This is a genomic window from Burkholderia sp. NLJ2, from assembly GCF_049487195.1.
Classification (GTDB): domain Bacteria; phylum Pseudomonadota; class Gammaproteobacteria; order Burkholderiales; family Burkholderiaceae; genus Burkholderia; species Burkholderia pyrrocinia.
This window is the reverse complement of record NZ_CP137810.1, coordinates 3,144,834-3,168,564: the sequence shown is the minus strand read 5'-3', so window position 1 is coordinate 3,168,564 and position 23,731 is coordinate 3,144,834. Positions and strand designations below refer to the sequence as shown.

The 23,731-nt window shown below is 65.3% G+C and carries 20 protein-coding genes; 12 read left to right on the top strand and 8 right to left on the bottom strand.

Annotated elements, in window-relative coordinates; translation table 11 throughout:
- Positions 1-11: 11 nt before the first annotated feature.
- Entirely contained in the window at positions 12-1,193 is a 1,182-nt protein-coding gene (locus R9B84_RS36725; RefSeq protein WP_174433980.1) for an isovaleryl-CoA dehydrogenase, read from the bottom strand.
- Positions 1,194-1,363: 170 nt separating this feature from the next.
- Between R9B84_RS36725 and R9B84_RS36720 the strand changes: the two genes are divergently transcribed.
- Entirely contained in the window at positions 1,364-2,110 is a 747-nt protein-coding gene (locus tag R9B84_RS36720; RefSeq protein ID WP_423762221.1) for a TetR/AcrR family transcriptional regulator, read from the top strand.
- 54 nt (positions 2,111-2,164) lie between these two features.
- Here R9B84_RS36720 and R9B84_RS36715 read toward each other — a convergent pair whose 3' ends face one another.
- Complete coding sequence (locus R9B84_RS36715; RefSeq protein WP_423762220.1) at positions 2,165-2,611, bottom strand: hypothetical protein; 447 nt, start codon at positions 2,609-2,611, stop codon at positions 2,165-2,167.
- A 412-nt stretch (positions 2,612-3,023) separates the two neighbouring features.
- On the opposite strand from R9B84_RS36715, the gene R9B84_RS36710 reads away from it, so the two are divergent.
- Entirely contained in the window at positions 3,024-5,219 is a 2,196-nt protein-coding gene (locus R9B84_RS36710; RefSeq protein WP_423762219.1) for a TonB-dependent siderophore receptor, read from the top strand.
- Positions 5,220-5,256: 37 nt separating this feature from the next.
- Here R9B84_RS36710 and R9B84_RS36705 read toward each other — a convergent pair whose 3' ends face one another.
- From R9B84_RS36705 to R9B84_RS36685, 5 genes are all read right to left on the bottom strand, one after another.
- Entirely contained in the window at positions 5,257-6,546 is a 1,290-nt protein-coding gene (locus R9B84_RS36705; RefSeq protein WP_423762218.1) for an MFS transporter, read from the bottom strand.
- A 125-nt stretch (positions 6,547-6,671) separates the two neighbouring features.
- On the bottom strand, positions 6,672-7,688 hold the full coding sequence (gene yiaK, locus R9B84_RS36700) for a 3-dehydro-L-gulonate 2-dehydrogenase (protein ID WP_423762217.1): 1,017 nt from the start codon (positions 7,686-7,688) through the stop codon (positions 6,672-6,674).
- 89 nt (positions 7,689-7,777) lie between these two features.
- Entirely contained in the window at positions 7,778-8,809 is a 1,032-nt protein-coding gene (locus tag R9B84_RS36695; protein ID WP_423762216.1) for a Zn-dependent oxidoreductase, read from the bottom strand.
- A 29-nt stretch (positions 8,810-8,838) separates the two neighbouring features.
- A complete protein-coding gene (gene manD / locus R9B84_RS36690) occupies positions 8,839-10,047 on the bottom strand; it encodes a D-mannonate dehydratase ManD (RefSeq protein ID WP_423762215.1) in 1,209 nt (402 codons plus the stop codon).
- A gap of 21 nt (positions 10,048-10,068) precedes the next feature.
- Positions 10,069-10,797 carry a GntR family transcriptional regulator gene (locus tag R9B84_RS36685; RefSeq protein ID WP_047903749.1) on the bottom strand — a complete coding sequence of 243 codons (729 nt, stop codon included), beginning with the start codon at positions 10,795-10,797 and terminating at the stop codon, positions 10,069-10,071.
- 158 nt (positions 10,798-10,955) lie between these two features.
- Between R9B84_RS36685 and R9B84_RS36680 the strand changes: the two genes are divergently transcribed.
- The 3 genes from R9B84_RS36680 (at position 10,956) to R9B84_RS36670 (ending at position 15,521) form a co-directional block, all read left to right on the top strand.
- Positions 10,956-12,422 (top strand): mannitol dehydrogenase family protein, encoded by a 1,467-nt coding sequence (locus R9B84_RS36680; protein ID WP_423762214.1) that lies wholly within the window; start codon positions 10,956-10,958, stop codon positions 12,420-12,422.
- A 130-nt stretch (positions 12,423-12,552) separates the two neighbouring features.
- Complete coding sequence (locus R9B84_RS36675; protein ID WP_423762213.1) at positions 12,553-13,827, top strand: MFS transporter; 1,275 nt, start codon at positions 12,553-12,555, stop codon at positions 13,825-13,827.
- A 365-nt stretch (positions 13,828-14,192) separates the two neighbouring features.
- Positions 14,193-15,521 carry a multidrug effflux MFS transporter gene (locus R9B84_RS36670; RefSeq protein WP_423762212.1) on the top strand — a complete coding sequence of 443 codons (1,329 nt, stop codon included), beginning with the start codon at positions 14,193-14,195 and terminating at the stop codon, positions 15,519-15,521.
- 33 nt (positions 15,522-15,554) lie between these two features.
- On the opposite strand, the gene R9B84_RS36665 is transcribed toward R9B84_RS36670, so the two are convergent.
- Positions 15,555-16,430: a LysR family transcriptional regulator gene (locus R9B84_RS36665; RefSeq protein WP_423762211.1), complete on the bottom strand. Its 876-nt coding sequence runs from the start codon at positions 16,428-16,430 to the stop codon at positions 15,555-15,557.
- Positions 16,431-16,653: 223 nt separating this feature from the next.
- On the opposite strand from R9B84_RS36665, the gene R9B84_RS36660 reads away from it, so the two are divergent.
- From R9B84_RS36660 to R9B84_RS36630, 7 genes are all read left to right on the top strand, one after another.
- Complete coding sequence (locus R9B84_RS36660; protein ID WP_423762210.1) at positions 16,654-18,489, top strand: thiamine pyrophosphate-binding protein; 1,836 nt, start codon at positions 16,654-16,656, stop codon at positions 18,487-18,489.
- A gap of 38 nt (positions 18,490-18,527) precedes the next feature.
- Positions 18,528-18,965 carry a cupin domain-containing protein gene (locus R9B84_RS36655; protein WP_423762209.1) on the top strand — a complete coding sequence of 146 codons (438 nt, stop codon included), beginning with the start codon at positions 18,528-18,530 and terminating at the stop codon, positions 18,963-18,965.
- Between the two features lie 17 nt (positions 18,966-18,982).
- On the top strand, positions 18,983-19,273 hold the full coding sequence (locus R9B84_RS36650) for a putative quinol monooxygenase (protein ID WP_423762208.1): 291 nt from the start codon (positions 18,983-18,985) through the stop codon (positions 19,271-19,273).
- 149 nt (positions 19,274-19,422) lie between these two features.
- Positions 19,423-21,096 (top strand): MFS transporter, encoded by a 1,674-nt coding sequence (locus R9B84_RS36645; RefSeq protein ID WP_423762207.1) that lies wholly within the window; start codon positions 19,423-19,425, stop codon positions 21,094-21,096.
- Between the two features lie 58 nt (positions 21,097-21,154).
- The gene (locus R9B84_RS36640) at positions 21,155-21,574 is read left to right on the top strand and encodes a DoxX family protein (RefSeq protein WP_423762206.1); all 420 of its coding nucleotides are present in this window, start codon (positions 21,155-21,157) and stop codon (positions 21,572-21,574) included.
- Between the two features lie 274 nt (positions 21,575-21,848).
- Entirely contained in the window at positions 21,849-22,640 is a 792-nt protein-coding gene (locus R9B84_RS36635) for a transcriptional initiation protein Tat (protein WP_423762205.1), read from the top strand.
- Positions 22,641-22,648: 8 nt separating this feature from the next.
- Entirely contained in the window at positions 22,649-23,701 is a 1,053-nt protein-coding gene (locus R9B84_RS36630) for a molybdate ABC transporter substrate-binding protein (RefSeq protein WP_423762204.1), read from the top strand.
- Positions 23,702-23,731: the final 30 nt, after the last annotated feature.

Genomic DNA, 23,731 nt, shown 5'->3' with positions numbered 1-23,731 from the left:
GACGTGGGGCGTTACATCGTTTCCGCGAACAGCTCGCGGCCGATCAGCATCCGGCGGATCTCGCTCGTGCCGGCGCCGATCTCGTACAGCTTCGCATCGCGCCACAGGCGGCCGACCGGGTATTCGTTGATGTAGCCGTTGCCGCCGAGGATCTGGATCGCCTCGCCGGCCATCCACGTCGCCTTCTCGGCCGTATAGAGGATCACGCCCGCGCAGTCCTTGCGCACCTGGCGAATGTGGTCGCTGCCCGCCGAGTCGAGATGGCGGCCGACCGCGTACAGGTACGCGCGGCATGCCTGGAACGTGGTGTACATGTCGGCGACCTTGCCCTGGATCAGCTGGAATTCGCCGATCGACTGGCCGAACTGCTTGCGGTCGTGGATATACGGCACCACGGCATCGAGGCATGCGGCCATGATGCCCGTCGGGCCGCCCGACAGCACCGCGCGCTCGTAGTCGAGGCCGCTCATCAGCACCTTCACGCCGCCGTTGAGCTGGCCGAGGATGTTCTCTTCCGGCACCTCGACGTCCTGGAACACCAGCTCGCCCGTGTGCGAGCCGCGCATGCCAAGCTTGTCGAGCTTCTGCGCGACCGAGAAGCCCTTCATCCCCTTCTCGACGATGAACGCGGTGATGCCGCGCGCATTCGCTTCGACGTCCGTCTTCGCGTAGACGACGAGCGTGTCGCAATCGGGGCCGTTGGTGATCCACATCTTCGTGCCGTTCAGCACGTAGCGGTCGCCGCGCTTGTCGGCGCGCAGCTTCATGCTGACGACGTCGGAGCCGGCGTTCGGCTCGCTCATCGCGAGCGCGCCGATGTGTTCGCCCGACACGAGCTTCGGCAGGTATTTCTGCTTTTGCGCTTCGGTGCCGTTGCGGTGGATCTGGTTCACGCACAGGTTCGAGTGCGCGCCGTACGACAGGCCGATCGACGCCGATGCGCGCGAGATCTCTTCCATCGCGACCATGTGCGCGGTGTAGCCCATGTTCGCGCCGCCGTATTCTTCGGCCACCGTCATGCCGAGCACGCCGAGATCGCCGAACTTCTTCCACAGATCCATCGGAAACTGGTCGGTGCGGTCGACCTCCGCCGCGCGCGGCGTGATTTCCTTCGCCGCGAACGTCGCGACGGCATCGCGCAGCATCTCGATGTCTTCACCGAGCATGAATTGCACGCCGGGCAGGTTGATCATGTCTCCTCCGTCTCCAGAAAGTGTGTCGCACGCACCGATTTCTGAGTTTCGCTCAAATCGAATGAATGCGTCGATTCATTGACCAATACAGCGGAAATTTTGCACAGTTTCGCGCTTCGTCAGGTGTGGCGTCAATAGTTTTTTGAGTGACACTCAGATATCATGCCGACATGACAGCCGCTACCGCCGACACCATGACCGCCACCGTCAAAGCCGACCGCGCCGACACGCCCCGCGCGCCCGCCGGGCGCAAATCCCAGCAGCGCGTGCAGGACATCCTGCGCGCCGGCCGTGAAGTGTTTGCCGAAAAAGGTTACGAGCACGCGACTGCCGCCGAGATCGCGCAGCGCGTGGGCGTGTCGGAGGCGACGGTGTTCAGCTACTTCCGCGGCAAGCGCGAGCTGTGTGCGCGCGTCATCGCGGATTGGTACGACGAAATCATCGCCGCGTTCGAGCACGGGATGCCGGAGGATGCGTCGGTGCAGCAGCAGTTCGCGTTCATCGTGCGCACCCACCTGCGGCTGATGCTCGTGAACGGCACGGGGCTGTGCGCGCTGGTGCTGTCGGAAGGCCGCGCGAAGCAGCATGCGCTGAGCGACGAGCTCACCGCGCTGCAGCGCCGCTATACGGCGCCGCTGATGGACGTGCTCGCGCGCGGCCAGGCGGCCGGGCAGGTCCGCGCGGACCTGCCGCTGAGCCTGCTGCGCTCGATGGTGTTCGGGCCGATCGAGCACGTGCTGTGGGATGCGATCCTCGGGCACCGCAAGCTCGATACGGAAACGACGGCCACGCAGCTGGTCGACATGCTGTGGGCCGCCGTGCAGCCGCTCGCGCCGGAACAGGCGGCGCTCGTGCGCTTCAGGAATGAAGTGGCGGAAGCGGTGAGGCGGCTGGAAGGGGAAAGCACGCGCACGTGATGTGCGGCGGCGGGGTTGCCGCGCCGCCGCGACACGGCTGCCGCGGTGCCTCGCTCAGTTGGCGAGTCGGCAGTGCGCCAGCTTCAATCCCGGCAACACGGGCGCATCGATATAACCTTCGTTCACGCAACTGAACCGGAAATTCGCGGACGCCGTGAACGGCTTGATCTCGCCGCCGGGGAATTTCGGTTTCAGCGCATCCTGGTCGGCCGCGTCGAAATGCGTGTCGAACTGCCCGCCGTCGGTCGTCAGCGCGCCGAAGTACGTGCCGCCCGGGTCGCTGCCCATCCGGATCACGGCGCCGACGAACGCGAGGCGCTTGCCGTCGTATTTCGTCTTCGCGGCGGCCATGTCCTGCGTGTAGGCCTCGATCACGGCGCTGTAATGCGCATCGATCGCCGGCTCGTCTGCCGGTGCGGCGCAAGCGGTCTGGTGAACGCCCGCCAACATGGCGCACGCCGCAAGCGCGGCCGCCGCGAACGGCGCGGAATTCTTTTTCATTGGGTGGTCTCCCGTCTAGCGTGGTGGTTGAAGTGATTGAAAGCGGCGCGGCGCCGGCTGCGCGGCACAACGCCAGATGAATTCGCTTCCGTTGCTTTAATCGTTCGAATGGCGGAACACGGCTGCGATCACTTCACTACCCGCATGGTCGAGTGCGGTGCGTCGCGCTGAACGCGACGCGACAGGAAGATGACATGGTGCGGCCCCCGGCTCTCTCGTTGAATTTCACTGCGTCTGATTTTGGGCGCTACGGTAGCAGACGGTCGAAGGCCCGGCAACCAACGCCCGCCCGCCTCCGGTCATTTCATTACAATTGCAAATGATTCTCATTACATATATCATGCGCATCCCGGTTGCGGCGCAGTGCTGCGGCCCGCGACACGATCCTTAGCACTCCGTCCTGCATCGATTCATGCCATCCCGTCGAACGCCCCGCCGCGCCCGCACCCTTCGTCCGTGGCGCACGAGCCTGCCTGCCCTGATCACGCTTTGCGTCGCAAGCGGCGCGCATGCCGATACCGAACCCGCCGCGTCCGCATCCGCCTCCACGCCCGCATCGGCACCCGCTTCAACGCCAGTCACGCGCACCGAACACGAACTCCCGGCCATCAGCATCAACGCCTCGGCCACCGTCGATCCGACGATCGGTTATCAGCCGCGCACCAGCAGCATCGCGGGCGGCAGCGACCGCCCGCTCAAGGAGATTCCGCAATCGGTCGCGGTAGTCAGCAGCAGCGTGATGCAGGACCAGCAGGCGCGCTCGCTCGACGACGTGCTCGGCAACATCAGCGGCGTCACGCAGACGAACACGCTCGGCGGCACGCGCGACGCGTTCACCAAGCGCGGCTTCGGGTCGAACAACGACGGCTCCGTGCTCGTCGACGGCGTGCGCACGCCGGTGCTGCGCAGCTATCTCGCGACGATCGACCGCGTCGAAGTGCTGAAGGGCCCCGCGTCGCTGCTGTACGGGATGCAGGACCCGGGCGGCGTGATCAACCTCGTCACGCGCAAGCCGGAAGACACGTTCGGCGGCTCGATCTCCGCGTCGCGCACGAGCCACGGCGGCAGCACCGCGCTGTTCGACCTCACGGGCCCGCTCGGCAAGCCCGGCCAGGTCGCGGGCGGCACGCTCGCGTTCCGGCTGACCGGCGAGTACGACACGAACCGCTACTGGCGCAGCTTCGGCCGCCAGCGCGACGCGCTGATCGCGCCCGCGCTGTCGTGGCACGACGCGATCACGTCGGTCGACGTCAGCTACCAGTACGTCGACTACACGACACCGTTCGATCGCGGCACCGTGCTCGTCAACGGCCAGCTCGACGATGCGCTGCGCTATCGCCGTTACGAGGAAGCGTGGTCGCAGAGCAGCGGCATCCAGGAAACGCTGCGTGCGCGTATCGAGCACCGCTTCTCCGATGCGTGGCGCGTGCGCGCAACCTACGGCTGGGGCCGCGACCGCTACGACCAATACATCACCCGCGGCAACTCGTTCAACAGCAAGACGGGCGCAATGACGCGCTCGTCCGACGCGAACCTAGGCCGCAACGACTCCGACCAGATCGCGACGCTCGGCCTGCTCGGCAACGTGACGCTTGCCGGGATGAACCACGCGCTCTACATCGGCGGCGAATACGAGCGGCAGCGCAGCTTCCGCGGCGACACGATCCGCGGCAAGGCCACGACGGGTTTCAATCTCTACGATCCCGTGTACGGCCTGCTCGCGCCGGGCGGCACGCCGAACCCGAAGCAAAGCGATTCGCGCTCGGTCGTGCATGCGTATTCGATGGTCGTGCAGGATTCGGTGAAGCTCACCGAGCGCCTCACCGCGGTCGGCGGGCTGCGCTGGGAAAACTGGCAGCAGGAATCGGGGATGGGCCGGCCGTTCGTGTTCGCCGACCGCTCGCGCGGCAACGTCTGGCTGCCGCAGTTCGGGCTCGCGTATGCGCTCACGCCGGCGCTGACCGCGTATACGAACGTGAGCCGCTCGTTCAAGCCGAACGTCGCAACGAATGTCGCCGCGCCGCTCGCGCCGGAGTACGGCCGCGTGCTCGAGGCCGGGCTCAAGTTCAGCCTGAAGCCCGCGATCACGGGCACGCTCGCGGTGTACCAGATCGACAAGCGCAACGTCGCGGTCACGAACGGCGACATCACGTCGACGATCGGCACCGCGCGCTCGCGCGGGATCGAACTCGACGTCGCGGGGCAGATCACGCGCCACCTGAGCGTGATCGGCAGCTATGCGTACACGAACGCGACCGATCGCGACAGCAACACGCCGCTCGTCAACGTCGCGCGCCACACGGGCAGCCTGTTCGCGGTGTACGACACGGCGATCGCGAACCTGCCCGGCCGCTGGCGTTTCGGCGGTGGCGCGCGGCTAGTCGGCGCACGCTCCGGCGACACCGCGAACAGCTTCACGCTGCCCGGCTACGTGACCGTCGACGCGTTCGCGGCCTACGAAACGACGATCGGCAAGTTCCCGACGCGCTTCCAGCTCAACGTGAAGAACCTGCTCGACAAGACCTACTACCCGTCGAGCAACAACAACCTGATCGTCGCGGTCGGCGAGCCGCGACTCGTCACGCTGACGACGACGGTGTCGTTCTGACGGCGCGGGGCAGCCGGAAGTCGGGCCCGGCTCGACGTTATTCGGCCGTCGGCGGACAGACCCGGTAGAACACGACGCTGCACAGCAGCAGGAAGCCGGCAAGGATCGCCATGCCGGTCCGGATGCCCGCATAGCCGATGATCATCGCGCCGAGGATCCCCGACAGGCTCCCGCACGCGTTGATCAGCGCGAGGCCGGCCGCCGCGGCCGCACCGGACAGCACGCGTCCCGGCAGCGTCCAGTAGATCGGCATCAGCGACAGGATGCCCGACGTCGCGACGGTCAGCATGATCAGCGCGAGCCAGAAGCTGTCGTGCGCCACCGTCGCGACGAACAGGCCGATGGCGGCCAGCGCGACCGGCACCACGCCGTGCCTGCGCAGCCGCCCGGACCGCTCCGCGAACTTCGCATTCACGTACATGCAGATCGCCGCGACGCCGAACGGGATGGCCGTGAACAGCCCGACATCCAGGCTGTTCGCGACGCCGGCGTCATGAAACAGCGTCGGCATCCAGAACGTCAGCCCATAGAAAGCGGTGTTGAAGAGGATCATCACGACGATCAACGCATAGATCTTCGGTGTCCGAAACGCATCCGCGACGCGATGCGACTTGAACGCCGCCTCCTTCGCGACATTCGCCTCGATGATCTGCTTCTCGCGCGGCGTCAGCCAATCGACGTCGGCCGGCCGGTTCCGCAGCAGCGCCAGGATGACGACGCCCAGCACCGCGGACGGCAGCCCTTCGAGCAGGAACAGCCACTGCCATCCCCTGATGCCCGCCACGCCGTCCATCGTCTCCATGATCGCGCCGGACAGCGGTGCGCCGAACACGACCGCAATCGGCAACGCCATCAGGAACAGCGAATACATGCCGCTCTGGCGCCGGGCGGGCAGCCACGTGTTCGTGTAATACATCACGCCCGGAACGAACCCGGCCTCGCATACGCCCAGCAGGAAGCGCAGCGAATAGAACGCGGCCGCGTTCCTCGAGAAGATCATCAGGGTCGACACGATCCCCCACGTGATCATGATCCGCGCAATCCATGCGCGTGCGCCGACCCGCCGGAGGATCAGGTTGCTCGGAATCTCGAACAGCATGTAGCCCCAGAAGAACACGCTCGCGCCGAGTGCGAAGGACGCGTTCGTCAGCCCGAAATCGGCCGCCATCTGCAGCTTGGCAAAGCCGATGTTCACGCGGTCCAGATAGGACATGATGAACCCGAGGAAAAACAGCGGGACGATCCTCAGTATCACCTTCCGGTACAACGCGTCTTCGTGCAGTGCTTCGGTGCTTGCGCCGAGTGCAAGCGTGACGTCTGCCTTCATGGTCAGTTCTCCCGATGAAAACAAGAACCTCGACGGCGATGGAATCGATCCGTACGCCGGTATGTTTCGCATGCGCGTGTGCGAGCCGGGTTGCCTGCCGGCGCCGCGTCACGGATGCGGTGACCTCACCGCTCTGCGAGCGCGAGCACGTCGGCCCAGATTCCGTCGTCGACGGCAACGCCGTGCCGCCGCTGTTCGATGCGGGTCCGCAGCGCGCTTTGCCCCGGATACAGCACCTCGTCGCTGTCTTCCGCGACTTCCGACGTCGTCACGTAATCGGCCACGCCGTCGGCGACCTCGTTCGTGAACGCTTCGCCGCCCAGCTTGCGCGGGTCGATCAGGATGAACACCTGCGAGCAGCCCGTGCAGCTTCCCTGCTGCACGGCATCGATCCCGTTCGTCGCCAGCCCCTCCGACAGCACGGCGGCCAGCACGTCGAGCATGATCGCGAATCCCGAGCCCTTCCAGTAACCCATCGGCAGGATCCGCATCGACGCCTCGATCGGGCCGGGCTCAGTGGTCAGCTTCCCTTCGCTGTCGAAACCGGCGGGAAACGGCATGTGTTTCCCCTTGAGGCGGGTCGCCTGCAGTTTTCCGTACGAATACTGCGACATGGCCATGTCGAGCACGATAGGGCCCTTGTCCCGCGGCACCGCCATCACGAACGGGTTGTTGCCGACGCGCGGTTTTTTGGCGCCCCAGCCCGGCATGCAGGATTCGGTATTCGTCCAGCAGATCGCGAGGTAGCCGCGCTCCGCCGCGTGCCAGCCATACGTGCCGCCGCGCATCCAGTGCGTCGTGTTGCGCAGCGCGACGATGCCGACGCCCTGCTCGGCCGCGATTTCCATCGCGCGCTCGGTCGCGGACAACGCATTGAGAATGCCGGGGCCGCGGTTGCCGTCCAGGATCTCGATCGCGCCGAAGCGCTTGACCGGCGTGGGAGCGCCTTGCAGATTCACCCAGCCCTTGCGGACGTAGTCGACGAAGCGCGCGACGCGATTGATGCCGTGGGAATTGACGCCGTCGCAGGTCGCCTCCGCATGAACCCGTGCGCAGACGCCCGCGTCGTGCTCGTTCATGCCTGCATTCAGGAGCGCGAGATAAATGGCGCCCTGCAACTCCTCGAACGGAATTCGGATCATCTTGCCTGTCTCCTGAAGTTCTTGTGGTGCGGTTCGATCCGGAACCGGAAGCCGCCGCCCCGGCTCGCGGCGCGAACCGGTATCGATCATCAATCGCCGGCGAAATCGAGCAGGATCTTGCAACTCTCGGCAGGCCGCTGCTCGGCCATCTCGAACGCCTGCGCGACGTCGCGGAAACCGACCTTGTGCGTGACGATATGCTCGGGCTGGATCAACCCGCGGCCGATCCAGTCGATCACCTGCGGGAACATCGCGCAATTCAGCCGCGACGCGGCGAGCGTGAGTTCCTTCTTCGTCAGCTCGGCCTGCACGATCGCCGACGGCTCCGACGAGAAGCCGAGCACGCCGATCCGGCCCGCCGGCGCCGCGAGCCGCACGGCCTCTTCCAGAATCGACGGATGACAGACCGCATCGAAGATCAGCGTCGGGCCGCCATCGACACCGCGCCTCTCCAGCGCTTCTGGAAGCGGCTCGATGCCCGTGTTGATGATCTCGTCCTCCGCCGCGCCGCACTGGCGCGCGAGCTGCAGGCGCGCGTCGAGCCGGTCGGTGATGAACGCGCGGATGCCGTACACGCGCTTGAGCACCTGCAGGATCGTCAGCCCGACCGTGCCCGCGCCATAGATCAGCGCGACGTCGCCCGGCAGCACGCCGGTGCGCGACGTCGCGTTCGCGGCGACCGCGAACGGCTCGACGATCGCCGCGCAGGTGTCGGCGATCTCCGCCGGAATCCGGTAGGCATTGCCGGCCGGCACGCACGTGTACTGGCTGAACCCGCCGTCGCGATGCACGCCGAGCACGGTCAGGTGCCGGCACACGTTGCGCCGGCCGATCGTGCACGCATGGCAATGCCCGCAACTGATCACGGGATCGACCGCGACGGTCTCGCCGAGCCGCGCCGCGTCGACGCCCTCGCCGACCGACTCGATCGTCCCGACGAACTCGTGGCCGATGATGCGCGGATACGATACGAACGGGTTCTTGCCGTGAAAGATGTGCAGGTCCGACCCGCAGATGCCCGCGTAACGCACCTTCACGCGCACTTCGCCGGCGGCGGGTACGGGCAGCGGCACTTCGCGCACGCTCATGCTGTTCGGACGATCGACAACGACGCTCAACATTTCGGTTCTCTCCTTCGGTTCTTCGCCGCTCACCAATTCCACATCGACCCGTCGCGCAACCGGGCGACCGGCAGGTACGCGCGCTCGTACGGGTACTTCGCGGCCAGCGTCTCGTCGATGTCGACGCCGAGGCCCGGCACGTCGTCCATCATGAGATAACCGTCCTCGAAGCGGTAGCTGTGCGGAAACACTTCGTCGGTCAGCGGGCTGTGCGGCATCAGTTCCTGGATGCCGAAGTTCGGCGCCCACAACCCGAAGTTGACCGCCGCCGCCATGCAGACCGGCGACAGGTCGGTCGCGCCATGAAAGCCCGTGCGCACCTGGTACATCGCCGCGTAGTCGGCGATGCGCCGCACGTGCGTGATCCCGCCCGCGTGCACGATCGTCGCGCGGATGTAGTCGATCAGCTGATCGCGGATCAGGTCCTTGCAATCCCAGATCGAGTTGAACACTTCGCCGACCGCGAGCGGCGTCGTCGTGTGCTGGCGGATCAGGCGGAATGCGTCCTGGTTCTCGGCGGGCGTCGCGTCTTCCAGCCAGAAGAGGCGATGCGGTTCGAGATCGCGGCCGAGCCGCGCGGCCTCGATCGGCGTGAGCCGGTGATGCGCGTCGTGCAGCAGGTGCGGCGCATCGCCGACCGCGTCGCGCACCTTGCGGAACAGGTCCGGCGTATGGCTCAGGTAGAGCGCGGTATCCCACGGCTCCTCGGGCGGCAAGCCCTTTTCGGCGGGTTCGTACGCACCCGCGGTCTTGCCGACGCCGTACACCTTGTCGAGCCCCGGCACGCCCGACTGCACGCGGATCGCACGAAAGCCTGCCTCGATGTGCGCGCGCACCGCGTCGACCGCTTCCTCGTGATCGCGCCCGTTCGCGTGGCCGTACACCATCAGCCCGTCGCGGCTCTTGCCGCCGAGCAGCTGGTAGACCGGCATGCCCGCGAGCTTGCCCTTGATGTCCCACAACGCCATGTCGATCGCGGCGATCGCCGTCATCGTCACGGGCCCGCGCCGCCAGTACGCGCCGCGATACAGGTATTGCCAGATGTCCTCGATGTTGCGCGGGTCGCGGCCGACGAGACACGGGAACACGTGATCTTCCAGGTACGCGCGCACGGCGAGCTCGCGCCCGTTGAGCGTCGCGTCGCCGAGACCGTAGACGCCTTCGTCGGTCACGATCTTCACCGTCACGAAGTTCCGGCCCGGACACGTGACGATGGTCTGCAAGCGTTCGATTTTCACTGCGCTCCTCCAGCGGGCGATTCAGTCGACAAAGTATTGGGGGGCGCGGCTGCGCACGTCCGGCAGATGCGAGCCGATCCGGTCGACGTGCGACGCAACCGATGCGCCGAGCAGCGCCATGTTGCGCGACGCGATATGCGTGAGGATCTGCTCGTGTTCCTGCAACGCGAGACGAGCGTGACCCTCGACGTCGTCGAGCAGCAGCCAGCGCACGCGATCGTACTGACGCTTGATTGGCTGCAGCATTTCCCACACGTGCGGCCGTCCGGCGAACTCGAACATGCGGGCGTGCATCTTCTCGTCGAGCGCGAAAAACACATCGACATCGCCAACATCGACCGCGTCGCGCTGCGCGTCGATGAGCCGCGCGAGCTCGGTCAGTTGGGCGGGCGCAATCTTCTGCGCGAGTTCGACGTGGTTCGCGCATTCGAGCGTGCTGCGCGCGAACCGCCCTTCCTCGAGAAGCGAGACCGAGATCGGCGCGACGAACGTGCCGACCTTCCGGTGGATCTGCACGAGCCGCTCGTCGGCCAGTTGCGCGAACGCTTCGCGCACGGGCGTGCGGCTGACCTTGATCGTCGTCGAGATCACGGCTTCGGATAACGCGGTGTGCGGCGGCAGCGCGCCCCGCACGATCGCGTTGCGCAGCAGCGCGTGTACCTGCTCCGTATAGGACCGGCTCTCGTCCAGCGAGAACGCCTGCAACGCCGTGACGACGACGCCTTCCTCAAATGCTGCGGTTTCGTTCATGTTTGCCGATGCTTCCGACTTGATATCGATATCTACCATGGTACACAACCCAACGAAATTGATCGAACTGGCGTTTACACCAATAACTCCCAGCAAAAACTCGCAATAACCTTCACTTACTCGTTTATCTACCATGGTACAAGCCGTCACCGACCGACATGCCACCTGCCCCCGATTTCCTGCGCACCGCGCCGCCCGGCACGCGCCGCCCCCGCTATGACCGGCACGCGGTCCGCACGGGCATCGTCCATCTCGGCCTCGGCGCGTTCCACCGCGCGCATCAGGCGATCCATACCGAGACCGTGCTCGAGCAGGGCGACCTGCGCTGGGGAATCGTCGGCGTCGAGCTGCGGCGGCGCCATACCGTCGACCTGCTCGCCGCACAGGACCACCTGTACACGGTGACCGAACGCGACGGCGACGGCGCGCGCACCCGGATCGTCGGCGCCGTGCACGGCGCGCTGTTCGCACCGGAATCGCTGCCCGCGCTGCTCGTGCTGATCGCCGATCCGGGCGTGTCGATCGTCAGCCTGACCGTGACCGAGAAAGGCTATTGCCGCCGTCCCGGCGGCGGCCTCGACACCGACGATCCCGCCCTCCGCGCGGACCTCGCCGCGCCCGACACGCCGCGTACCGCACTCGGCGTGATCGCCGCCGGCCTCCGGCAGCGGCCGGCCAGCGCGCCGCTCACCGTCGTCTGCTGCGACAACATGACGTCGAACGGCGACACGCTGCGCGCGCTGCTGCTCGACTACGCGGAACGCATCGACGACGGCGCGCTTGCACGACGCATCCGCGACGACGTCGCCTTCCCGAACAGCATGGTCGACCGGATCGTGCCGGCCGCGACGCCCGCGTCGCTCGACTGGGCGCAAACCCATCTCGGCGCACGCGACGCGGCCGCGATCGTCTGCGAACCGTTCTCGCAATGGGTGATCGAGGATCGCTTCGCCGGCCCGCGCCCGCGCTGGGAAGACGCCGGCGCGCGCCTCGTCGCCGACGTGCGGCCGTACGAAACGATGAAGCTGCGGCTGCTGAACGGCTCGCATTCGGCGATCGCGTATGCGGGACAACTGCGCGGCCGCGCGACCGTGTCGGACGCCATGGCCGATCCGGCGATCGCGGCGTTCGTCGACGGCGTGATGACGCACGACCTGCTCGCGACCGTCGACGTGCCGCCCGGCTTCGACGCGCACGACTATTGCGCGACGCTCGTGCGGCGCTTCCGGAATCCGACGCTTGCGCACCGCACCGAACAGATCGCGATGGACGGCACGCAGAAGGTGCCGCTGCGCTGGCTGCCCGCGCTCGCCGACAGCGCGGCGGCGGGCGTCGAGCGCCCGTATCTGGAGCGTGCGCTTGCGCTCTGGCTGTACTACCTGACCGCCGCGCGCGACGCTTGCGGCCGGCCGCTGACGATCAGCGACCCGGGCGCGGCCGCGCTCGCCGGGACGCTCGGCGCGGCCGGCGACGCGAACGGCGCGGTGCGGGCGGCGCTCGCCAGTGCCGCGCTCGCCGGCCCGGCCGCGTGGCCCGACGCGCTGGTCGCGCGCATCGGCGCGCATCTGTCGACGCTGCGTGCGCACGGCACCGATGCGCTGCTCGCGCCGCTGCACACGCGCTGACCGACCGCACGACCGGTTTGCGCTGCCACGCGCGAACCGCATGACGCCATTCCGCCGACGCGCGTCGGCGCGGCGAACGACAGACAAGACATGACATGACGGCCGGCCCACCGGCACGAAGGAGACGAAGATGAAGCAAAAGTCGCAGGCGTGGTTCACGGTATTCCTGCTGTTTCTCGTGTACGGCATCAACTATCTCGACCGCGTCGCGCTGTCGATCGTCGCGCCGATCGTGCAGACCGATCTCGGTATCGACGCCGCGCAGATGGGCCTCGTCTTCAGCACGTTCTTCGTCGGTTATGCGCTGTTCAATTTCATCGGCGGCCTCGCGTCCGACCGGCTCGGGCCGAAGCTCGTGTATGTGCTGTCGGTCGGGCTCTGGTCGATCTTCTGCGGGATGACCGCGCTGACCGTCGGCTTCGTGAGCCTGTTGATCGTGCGGCTGCTGTTCGGCATGGCCGAAGGCCCGCTGTGCTCGGCCGCGAACAAGATGGTCAACAACTGGCTGCCGCGCGACGCCGCCGCAACCGCGATGGGCCTGCTCAGCGCGGGCTCGCCGCTCGGCGGCGCGATCGCGGGGCCGATCGTCGGCCTGCTGGCCGCGCAGTTCGGCTGGCGGCCGGCGTTCTGGATCGTCTGCGCGATCGGGCTCGCGTGGGTCGTGCTGTGGATGGTGTCGACGTCGGATCGTCCGGCTGCGCCGGTGAACGAGGCGCCGGACGTGCCTGCCGCCGCCCGCGCGGGCAGCGACGACGCATCGGCGCCCGCGCGTACGCTGTCGCACTACGTGCGCCAGCCGCGCATCCTCGCCACGGCGGCCGCGTTCTTCAGCTACAACTACGTGCTGTTCTTCTTCCTGAGCTGGTTCCCGAGCTATCTCGTGCGCGCGCATCACCTCAACATCAAGGAGATGAGCATCGCCACCGTCGTGCCCTGGCTCGTCGGCACGGTCGGCCTCGCGTGCGGCGGCGCCATCTCGGATGCGCTCTACCGGCTCACCGGCAACCTGCTGCTGTCGCGCCGGATCGTGCTCGTCACGTGCCTGCTCGGCGCGGGCGCATGCGTCGCGATCGCGGGCACCGTGCAGTCGACGCAAGGCGCGGTCGCGCTGATGTCCGTGTCGCTGTTCTTCCTGTACGCCACCGGCGCGATCTACTGGGCGATCGTGCAGGATGTCGTGCACCCGACGCGCGTCGGCGGCGTGAGCGGCTTCCTGCACTGCATGGGCAGCCTGTCGGGCGTGATCGGGCCGGCCGTGACCGGCTTCATCGTCGAACGCAGCGGCTCGTTCGCGACCGCGTTCGTGCTGGCCGGCGCGATCGCGCTGGCAGGCGCCGTGCTGGCAGCCGTATTCGTGCGCAACAGCCGGCCGGCGGAAGTCCTGCACGAACGCGCGGCGCACTGACGCCGCGCGGCTACGTGACCGTCGAAGCGTTCGCGGCCTGCGAAACGGCGACCGGCAAGTTCCCGACGCGCTGACGACGGTGTCGTTCTAACGTCCTGACGCGCGTGGGCCAGCCCGCAAGCCACGGCCCGCGCGCAAACCCCGCCTCGATGTGCCGCTCGCTCCATGCGGCGGCTCGGTTCCCCCTCTGCGCAGCATCACGGCCGCTTCATGATCGGTCACAGCAGGCACATACACGATGCGCCGGAAAATCGCTCGATATAGCGCCGGAATCCTGTTGACAGCCGGCCCGCACGACACCTGACGCCGTCATTCGCATGCGTCCCCGGCAACAACTCCGACGACCGCGAAAATGCATCCCAGCGATGCAATTCCGTCTGATCGTGAACCGCATCGTACGCCGTATGATCCCCTCGCCGTTTCTCAAGGCCGCCCAATGCGCGTCGCCATCTTCATCCGCTTACGCGTTTCGCCACAACAACCCAGCGAATATGTCCAACTTCTCACTGATACTTGTCGTCTCAATGTTGAGCGCCTTCGGCCTGATCGCGTCCGACGTCTACCTGCCCGCCATGCCATCGATGGCCCATGAATTTTCAATCGGTGCATGGCAGATGCCGCAGACGGTATCGGCCTACCTGATCGCGCTCGCGTGTGCCCAGCTGTTCTACGGCCCCCTCTCCGATCGATGGGGGCGCAAACCCGTGCTGACGGTCGGGATCCTTCTGTACATTCTTGGCTCGATCGGCTGCGCAAGTGCCGGCGGCTTCGCGAGCTTTCTCGGATGGCGCGTACTCGAGGCCCTCGGCGCGGCTTCCGGCCTCGTGATCGGCCGCGCAATCATCGCCGACACCTGCGATAAAAAGGAATCCGCAAAGGTCTACAGCATCGTGTATCCGCTCGTCTCGCTGTCTCCGGCAATCGCCCCGGCGATCGGCGGATATCTGGCCGCCTGGTTCGGGTGGCGGAGCGATTTCATTTTCGTCGCCGGGTTTGGCGCAGTCGCGCTCGCGCTGGTCCAGCTGCTTCTGAAAGAAACGCGGCCGCCCGTCGCGCCGGGCCAACATCGCGCAGTTCCGCTGGCCGGTTTTTCCGACGTGCTCGGAGATCGCGTGTTCATCCGGTATACGCTCGTCGTCTGCGCAATCTATTGCGCGTGGTTCGTCTACCTGACGCAATCGCCCTTCATCTTTTCCGGCCTCGGTCTTTCGGAACAGCAAAGCGGCTGGCTTTATCTGCCGCTGACCGCCGGCATCATTTCCGCGAACATGATCTCGCGCCGTATGCTCGACCGGATGTCCTACGACTCGATCGTCGTGGCCGGGGTGTGCTGCTTCGTCGCCGGCGGCGTTGCGTTCGCGTTGTGCGAGTCGTGGCAATTCAAAGGCATCATCGCAATCGTCGTGCCGATGTTTCTCGTCAGCCTGTCAAACGGATCGTCGCTGTCGCTCGCCGTCTCGGGCGCCATCGCGAGCGAACATGGGCGCGCCGCCACGGCGTCCGGACTGGTCGGCTTCTTCCAGATCGGCAGCGCGTCGCTCGCAGCCACCGTGTCCAGCGGCCTGCTCGGTACCGGAAGCCACGTGCTGGCGACGGCAATTCCGTTCTTCGCGATCGTCGCCGCGGTCGCGATCGTCCCCCGCTGGTATGCCGCGCGGCGCACGCTCTCGATGCGCAAGACCCTGCCACGTTAAACACCCGGCCTTGCACCGACGAGATTCCGGCCGTTATCGATAGCGGTCGAACGAAGCAGCGATCTCGTCGGTGACCGCCCGAACGCGCGCCGTCCGGTTCAGGTCCGTATGCGACACGAGCCAGACCTGGTACGGCGCGGTTCGAGTCCTGTCGGGCCAGATGCGCACGAGCGAATCGTCCGCCTGCGCCATATATACCGGGAGCTCGCCTATTCCGATGCCCGACCGGATCGATGTCGCCAGCATCAGGCTCGAACTCACTTGCGCGACGACGCGCCCTTGTTCCATCGACTCGCCGCATAGCGAGAGCCCCTGGTTGGACGTGATGGAGGGTTGGTAGACCACCAGATCATGACCTTCGAAAGCGGAACCGATGGCGGGGGCACCACGCGCATCCAGATACTCGCGACTCGCGAACAGCCCGACCTCCCATTCGGCCAGCTTCCGGCGGACGAGATCGGGATTTTCCGGCATCACGGTTCGAATCGCGAGATCCGCATCACGTCGCGTCAGGTTGAGCACCTGTACGGAAGTCGTCAGGACCACGTGTATCCCGGGATATTTCCGCCGTAACGCCCGTATTGCGGGAACGACAAAATCCATCGCCAGGGAATCGGTTGTCGTCACCCGAACCTCGCCTTCGAGCCGGTCGTCCGAGCCATGCGCGCGGCGCTCGAACTCGCATGCCGCTCGCTCCATTTCCTCTGCGGCCTGCAGCGAATGCTCGCCGATCTGCGTCACGACATAGCCGGACGACGTCTTGAGAAACAGCTTCGCACCCAGCGCCTTCTCAAGTGCCGTCAGCCGCCGCCCCACGGTTGCCTGATCGACATCGAGAAAAACTGCAGCCTCGCGCAGCGTCCCGGCGCGATGAACTGCCAAAAAGACGCGTGCATCGTCCCAATTCATGAATAACGTTCTCTCTCGGTAAAGCACTTTTGCATTCTTTGGATGCAATTATACAAGTTGAGCCCATGCTCTCCAACAGAGATAATCAGGCCCCCGTATCAAACGGTATATCGCGGCATTCCGGCAACCGTGATTTCCCTCGCCATATTGAGGGTTTTAAAAATACAGCCGGCGTATTCGACTCGCATAGATCGTTTCAGATCGAAAGAACAAGCATAAAAAGATGGAAAAGGCAACTCACATTCCGGCCCGATGCGACGTTTCGGGAAGCGTTATGAATCTCCTCCGGTCGCTGCACATCGACCACATTTTTCTGGTCCCCGGAAAGATGGTTTATCCGTTGCTTGACGCGATGGACAAGACGCCAGAAATTCGTGGCATCGTCGCCGCGCACGAGACCGGCAGTGCCTTCATGGCCGATGGCTACGCACGAGCCAGTCGCAAGTTCGGTGTGTGTCTCGCCATCTCCGGGCCCGGTACGATGAATCTCGTTCCCGGCATGGCCGCCGCCCTCGCCGATCGGATCCCGGTTCTCTATCTTGCCGGCGGCATATCGTCCAACGCCGAGGGAAAAGGTGCGTTCCAGGATGGCACGCTGGGAGGAATCGCCGAAAGCAGCGTGGTGCAAAATCTCGTCGACGACATTGTCGAACTGAAAAACAAGCACAACCTTCTGGCGGAAATGCGTCGGGCTACCGACGGTCTGAACTGGATGCGACGTGCCCGTTCGTTCATCAGCATCCCGCTCGACGTTCAACAGCAACCGGTGCCGGTCCCGCACGATCGAATGCAACGCCCCTACGCCCAAAGCATCGTGGACATGAACCATGTCCCGGCCAACCCGGTCGCGGTGCAGGCACTTTGCAAGCAATATCTCTTTCAGGAAAAGAAGGTTGCATTTCTCGTCGGTGGTCGCGGAAACGATCCGGAGACTGCCCAGGTCCTGCTCAAGGTTGCCGAACGATTCAATATTCCGGTTGCGACAACTCTGTCCGGCAAAGGCGCCTTTCCCGAGCGGCACCCCCTTGCGTTGGGTGTTTATGGATTTTCCGGGCACACGCGAGCGGTACAACTGATCAACTCAAACGATCTCGATGCACTCGTCGTTCTTGGTTGCGATCTCAATCAACGCGACAGCCTGAATTGGAGCGACAAGCTGAGCGCCGGCAAGGAGCTCGTCATTTTCGACGACAGCTTCGATGCGCCGGCAACCGGCCACGTTCCGAGCCGAAGCATTTTCTCCGGCATTACTGCGACCATTCGAATGCTCGCGCATATGCCGGCGGGATCAGCGCAGGAATTCCAGGCGGCATTCGCCCACCGTGATGCGTGGCTCGAGCGTGTCAGGCGCGCTCCGCTTTACGATCATCGCTTCGAACCTACGTCGATCGGAAGCTCATCCGATTCACTTTCACTCTATCCGGGTGACGTCGTCCGACGGCTCTGCGACCTCGTGCCAGACGACACCAACGTTGTCGTCGATTCAGGTGCGCATCGAATCTTCATGGCGCACTACTGGCTCTCGTCAGGCCTCGGAAACTACTTCTCGTCGAGCGCACTTGCCCCGATGGGTTGGGCAGTCGCAGCCGGGATTGGTGTCAAGCTCGCCGCACCGCATCGCCCCTGCCTCGTGGTCACCGGGGACGGCTGCATGCTGATGCACGGAATGGAGATTCAAACCGCGGCCCGTTACGGGATCAAGGTGATCTTTATCGTCCTGAACAACTCCGCTCACGGTGCGATTCACATCGACGCCATCACCAAGCGAACCGTCGCAGAGCAGTTCAGCAAGTTGCCTCGCCACGACTGGACACGGTTCGCCCAATCGGTGGGAGTGCCGGCACGCCGGGTCGATTGCCTGGCCGGGCTCGAACAGGCCGTCGGCGACGCATTGGCATGCGACGGGCCCTTCGTCATTGAAGTGGCCGTGGGTGTCTTCCCTTCGCCAAACCGTTACTACGCCGAATCCTCGACGGCAGCACAAACGAAGAACGAGCAGGTCGACGCATTTGCCACTTCGCCTGCCGCAGCAATCGACACCCCCGAGTGCATCGATTGATGTTGAAAGAACCTGAACGATACGGGACGTTGAAAAGAATGAACCAGACGAAGTGGCCCATCCGTTTTCTGGCGGCTGCAATCAGTGCGCTGTCACTCGCTTCCGGCGCGCAAGCGTCCGAGGAAGGGGTGACGGTCATGCCGCTCGCGCACACATCGCAATCATGGGATGGCGCCTACTACACGCATTATCCGGAAGGTACGCCGCTCATCGACGTGCAGCACGTGCGAATCCCTGCTCACACGACGCTTCCGTGGCATAGCCACGGTGTGGTCAACGCTGTCTTTCTGTTGAGCGGCAGGCTCACTGTCGAGAAAAAGAACGGTGAATCCCGGACGACGTTTACCGCGGGACAGGTCATCGCGGACACCGTCGGAACAATTCACCACGGCTATACGACCGACGAACCGGCCGAGATGGTCGTGTTCTTTGCCGGCGCCAAGGGGCAACCCCTGCGCACCCTGGAACAAAACTGACTCAAAGAGCATAGAGCATGTCTGAAATCGTCGTTATCTCCATCAACGTAGCGAAGGCCGGAAAGGAAGCCGCGCTCGAAGCGCTGCTAAGCAGCCTCGTCGCGCCAACCCGAAGCGACCCGGGCATGATCCGCTACGAACTCAGTCGCGACCTGCGGAATCCCCGCATCTTCGTCTTCCACGAGATCTGGGAGAGTCAGGAAACGCTCGACGGGCACCTGAATACGCCACACATCGCCACCTACCGCGCGCTGGTTCCGGATCTCGTCGAGCGCAAGGAATTGCTCATCACCAGGAAGGTCCAGTAACGCATCCGGATGCGTGAAGGAACGCCGGTTCCGGAGACGGCTCGGCTTCCTTGCATCCTCCCTCGCTTCCATCGGGCTGTATCTCCCTCCCCGATCTCCATCGCGTCAACCCGCTATCCCGGACCGCGACCGATCCGAATCAAAGCACCATGCAATCCCCAGCCAAAGCGCCGGCTACCGGCGGCGCGTCGCCCCTTGTTCCGGCAGAACTGCCATCCCTCGCCGCCGTACCCACGCCATCCGCATCGCCACGCCCGTTCGGTCAGTCGCTGGCCGCCATGACAGGTATCGGGATCGTCAATATGCTCGTCGCGCTCGATCAAACCACCGTCAGCACGGCGCTGCCACAGATCGTCGCAACATTGGGCGGCTTCGAGTGGTACACGTGGATAGCGACCGCGTATCTGTTGACGTCGTTGATTACCGTACCGATTTTCGGTCGACTGGGTGACTACTACGGGCGCAAACCATTCGTCATCGGCGCAATCGCGACGTTTACCGCGGCCTCCGTCCTGTGTGCATCCGCCCCGAACATGGCTACGCTCGTCGCCGCACGAGCGCTTCAGGGCATCGGTGCCGGGATGATGACGGGGACCGCGTTCGCCTCCATACCGGATCTGTTTCCCGCGCCGCTGGAACGCGCCCGATGGCAGGTCGTACTCGCTGCGGCATACGGCATCGGTACCGCCGCGGGGCCGTCCCTAGGTGGATGGCTGACCGATCAATACGGCTGGCGCTCGACATTCGTGATCAACTTGCCGGTCGGGTTCGCGGCACTCTACTTCACACAACGCTATCTCCCGCGCCTCGCCCCGTCGTCGGGAACGCGAATCCGTATCGACATCGCCGGAGCGCTGGTGCTCTCCTTGTTGCTGGGATGCATGTTGTTCGCGTTCAGCAGCGAGCTTCGCGAAGCGTCGACACAACTGCGCTGCATCGCAATCGCCAGCCTGCCTGTGCTGGTCGCATGGTTCGTGCGTTGTGAACGGCGCGCAGCAGCACCGCTGGTACCCCTCGACCTGCTGCACAATCGACGCATCCTGACGTTGCTCGGGATTTCGTTTCTGACCGGCGCGGTGATGTTTTCGACGATCTTCTATGCGCCATTGCTGCTCCAGAGCGGCTTCGGACTGTCCGCTACGGCGGCAGGCAGACTATCGACGCCGCTCGCCGCGTCGATCGCCGTCGGCAGTCTGCTCAACACGGCAATCGTCACGCGCGTCGAGCGCCCTGCGATCATCGTGCTCACCGGCTTCTCGATGCTCGTGCTCGCCTGCTATGGCTTGTCGCTCGTCGCGTTGACGAACACGCATGCGCTTCTGATCGTTTCGTTGTTCGGGGCGGGCGTCGGCCTGGGGCTTATCCTCAACAACGTCAACATCTTCACGCAGGAGATCGCGGGAAAAACACGCGTCGGTATCGCGACATCGCTCATCCAGTCCACACGGATGATCGGCGGGATGGTGGGGCTATCCACGCTCGGTGCCTGGGTATCGGCCCACTACAAGGTCGGTGCGCTTCAAGCACTGAACACCCTGGGCGTGACGACTGTCGACCGGCACCTGAACAGCCTGCTGGGAGACCCCCAACTGCTCATCGACCCAAAGAAGCAGTCCGCGATCATCGAATCGATGGCCGGCGCACCGTTCGCTGGCCAGCACGTCATTGACGCGTTGCGCAGTGTCTTCAGCGACGTCCTGCACACCGGATTCCAACTGACCGCAGGAGCCGCCCTCGTCGCCCTTCTGACCACGCTGACCATTCTCGAAGTCCGGTTCGGCTCAGCGCCGAACGACGACGGTGCGCGTCACAACGCAACGTAAAACATCTGCGACCTGCACGCTCGCGAGTGTGTGCCGGTCGCTTTCGCCTTCTTGAGCCATGACAACCCGCCCACAACTGCCAAACACATTTCAGGATCCCCTGCTGTTGATCGCCCGTGTGCTGATCGTTGCACTTTATTTGAAAATCGGGATTCCAAAGTTGATGGACTTCGGCGGAGCAATCGCCTACATGACCCGCATCGGCGCACCCATGCCAATGCTGGCAGCGGCGATCCTGATCGCAATGGACGTCGTCGTTGCGATCGCGATTCTGATCGGATTCCATACCCGACCCGTCGCGTTGCTGCTCGCACTCTATACGCTCGTCGCCGCGATCATCGGTCACCCATTCTGGTTGACGGATGGCTCCGAGCAGATGAACAACATGATTCATTTCTACAAGAACCTGTCGATCATGGGGGGGCTTCTCGCGCTCTGTGCAGCAGGCCCGGGACGCTTTTCGGTCGACCGCGGCTGAGTGTTCGCCGAACCGGAGGCCATGCGCAAATGCGCAGGACACGCCCGCTGGAGGCAATCGACGCACGCGGGCCCGCGGCGCAAGCCGTACCCCGCGCACGATATCGCGTCAGCCGGTGCCCTCCCGCCGAATCATCAGACCCCCAAATATCTCCCATCCGATATCGCGATTTCCGGGATCGATCGCGCGCCTCTAGACTGGCTACGCGATGCAACGCTGCGCCGCCGCACGGCGACGCGACACGCCCCACAACAACGATCCTGGGAGATATGCCATGTCCGACGGGCACGCGCGCCGAGGCGCGCTCAAGACACTCGGCCTCGCGGCCGGCACCGCACTGCTCGCCGCCGCGCGCCACGCTCACGCGGCGGCGCCCGAAACCGGCGCGCTGCTGCCCGGCGGCGCCGCGCGCCTCGCCGACCTCACGCGCCGCCTCGCGGCCGTGCCGAGACGGCGCGACTTCAAGACGGTGCCGATGATCGTCGACCACCCCGACCAGTGGGATCACGCGGCGCTCGCCGAAGTAATCGGCTATCGCGGCGGCCCGAAGCAGGTGTGGGACAACACGGAGCTCGGCGGCCCGTGGCTGAACCTGATGCGCAATTCGCTGAACGCGCAGATCTGGTCGTACGGTCATCCGGATTTCCTCGTCGTGTCGGCCACGCACGGCAGCGCGCATCTCGCGCTGTTCGACCAGACCGCGTGGGACAAATACGGCCTCGCGAAACTGGCCGGCGCCGCATTCCCGGCCAACACGCTGCTCGACGCGAAGCCCGCGCAATCGAAAGGCGCGCAGGATCACGCGTTGCCCGACGGCGCATTCTCGTCGCACGACAACAGCATCGCCGCGCTGCAACAGCGCGGCGTCGTGTTCCTGTCGTGCCACAACGCGATCTGGGAGCTCGCGGAACGGCTCGACGGCGCGAACGCGAATCCCGACAAGCTGCCGCTCGACGCGCTCGCGGCCGACCTGACCAACCACGTGATCCCGTCGGCGATCGTCACGCCGGGCGCGGTCGGCACGCTGCCCGAATTGCAGCAGGCCGGTTTCACATACGCGAAATGAGGCCCGCGATGACCTCGATCCACCCGCAAACGCCGTCGCGCCGCCGGCGGCGCACGCTGCGCGCCGCGCTGGCCGCGTGGCTGTGCTGCGCGTCGGCGCTGTCGCTCGCCGCGCCCGCCGACACCGCCGCGAGCCTCTTTCCGCCCTGGCAGGACGGCCGCAACAACGACGCGATTCATCGCGGCCTCGAATTCACGGTGCCGCAGGTCGACGTGCTCGCCGATTTCCACGGCGACCTCACCGCGCCGAAGCTCGTGCTGTTCGTCGGCGGCAACTATTTCTTCGCGATGGCGCCGCTTGTCGCAAAGTTCGAGGAAGACCATCCCGACTACCGCGGCCGCATCTACTGGGAAACGATCCCGCCCGGCCTGCTCGTGAATCAGATCCACGCGGGCGGCACGATCACGGTCGGCAACATGACGTGGACGGTCAGGCCCGATGCATATTTCGCGGGGCTCGGCAAGATCGACGGGCTGATCGCGGACGGCACGCTCGCGGGCCCCGCCGTGGCGTACGTGACGAACCAGTTGACGATCATCGTGCGCGCCGGCAATCCGAAGCGCATCGCATCGCTGAACGATCTCGCGCGGCCCGACGTGACGCTCGCGATGCCGAACCCGGCATTCGAAGGCGTCGCGCGGCAGATCCGCGCGTCGCTCGTGAAGGCCGGCGGCGACGCGCTCGCGCGCACCGTCTACGACGACAAGGTGCGCGCCGGCACGACCGAGCTCACGCACATCCACCACCGGGAAACCGCGCTGTTCCTGATGCAGGGGCGCGCGGACGCCGGCGTGCTGTGGCAATCCGAAGCGGCGTTCCAGGAACAGGTCGGGCATCCGCTGATGCACATCGACATCCCGGCCGCGCAGAATACGACGGCGATTTATGCGGGCGCGATGGTGAAGGACGCGCCGCATCCGGAAGCCGCGCGCGCGTGGCTCGCGTTCATCCGGTCGCCGGAAGCGTTCCGGATTTTCCAGCGCTACGGCTTCGGGCGCTACGATGCAACGACGCCGGTGCAGCACCTCGCGCCGGTGGATGACCGGCCCGACGCCGGCTGACCGCGTGGCGGCGCGCACGCGACATACAAC

Bases quoted from the DNA above. Each gene is read 5' to 3' on its own strand.
- R9B84_RS36725 (WP_174433980.1), bottom strand. From the start codon at position 1,193: ATGATCAACCTGCCCGGCGTGCAATTCATGCTCGGTGAAGACATCGAG.
- R9B84_RS36720 (WP_423762221.1), top strand. From the start codon at position 1,364: ATGACAGCCGCTACCGCCGACACCATGACCGCCACCGTCAAAGCCGAC.
- R9B84_RS36715 (WP_423762220.1), bottom strand. From the start codon at position 2,611: ATGAAAAAGAATTCCGCGCCGTTCGCGGCGGCCGCGCTTGCGGCGTGC.
- R9B84_RS36710 (WP_423762219.1), top strand. From the start codon at position 3,024: ATGCCATCCCGTCGAACGCCCCGCCGCGCCCGCACCCTTCGTCCGTGG.
- R9B84_RS36705 (WP_423762218.1), bottom strand. From the start codon at position 6,546: ATGAAGGCAGACGTCACGCTTGCACTCGGCGCAAGCACCGAAGCACTG.
- yiaK (WP_423762217.1), bottom strand. From the start codon at position 7,688: ATGATCCGAATTCCGTTCGAGGAGTTGCAGGGCGCCATTTATCTCGCG.
- R9B84_RS36695 (WP_423762216.1), bottom strand. From the start codon at position 8,809: ATGTTGAGCGTCGTTGTCGATCGTCCGAACAGCATGAGCGTGCGCGAA.
- R9B84_RS36685 (WP_047903749.1), bottom strand. From the start codon at position 10,797: ATGAACGAAACCGCAGCATTTGAGGAAGGCGTCGTCGTCACGGCGTTG.
- R9B84_RS36680 (WP_423762214.1), top strand. From the start codon at position 10,956: ATGCCACCTGCCCCCGATTTCCTGCGCACCGCGCCGCCCGGCACGCGC.
- R9B84_RS36675 (WP_423762213.1), top strand. From the start codon at position 12,553: ATGAAGCAAAAGTCGCAGGCGTGGTTCACGGTATTCCTGCTGTTTCTC.
- R9B84_RS36670 (WP_423762212.1), top strand. From the start codon at position 14,193: ATGCAATTCCGTCTGATCGTGAACCGCATCGTACGCCGTATGATCCCC.
- R9B84_RS36665 (WP_423762211.1), bottom strand. From the start codon at position 16,430: ATGAATTGGGACGATGCACGCGTCTTTTTGGCAGTTCATCGCGCCGGG.
- R9B84_RS36660 (WP_423762210.1), top strand. From the start codon at position 16,654: ATGGAAAAGGCAACTCACATTCCGGCCCGATGCGACGTTTCGGGAAGC.
- R9B84_RS36655 (WP_423762209.1), top strand. From the start codon at position 18,528: ATGAACCAGACGAAGTGGCCCATCCGTTTTCTGGCGGCTGCAATCAGT.
- R9B84_RS36650 (WP_423762208.1), top strand. From the start codon at position 18,983: ATGTCTGAAATCGTCGTTATCTCCATCAACGTAGCGAAGGCCGGAAAG.
- R9B84_RS36645 (WP_423762207.1), top strand. From the start codon at position 19,423: ATGCAATCCCCAGCCAAAGCGCCGGCTACCGGCGGCGCGTCGCCCCTT.
- R9B84_RS36640 (WP_423762206.1), top strand. From the start codon at position 21,155: ATGACAACCCGCCCACAACTGCCAAACACATTTCAGGATCCCCTGCTG.
- R9B84_RS36635 (WP_423762205.1), top strand. From the start codon at position 21,849: ATGTCCGACGGGCACGCGCGCCGAGGCGCGCTCAAGACACTCGGCCTC.
- R9B84_RS36630 (WP_423762204.1), top strand. From the start codon at position 22,649: ATGACCTCGATCCACCCGCAAACGCCGTCGCGCCGCCGGCGGCGCACG.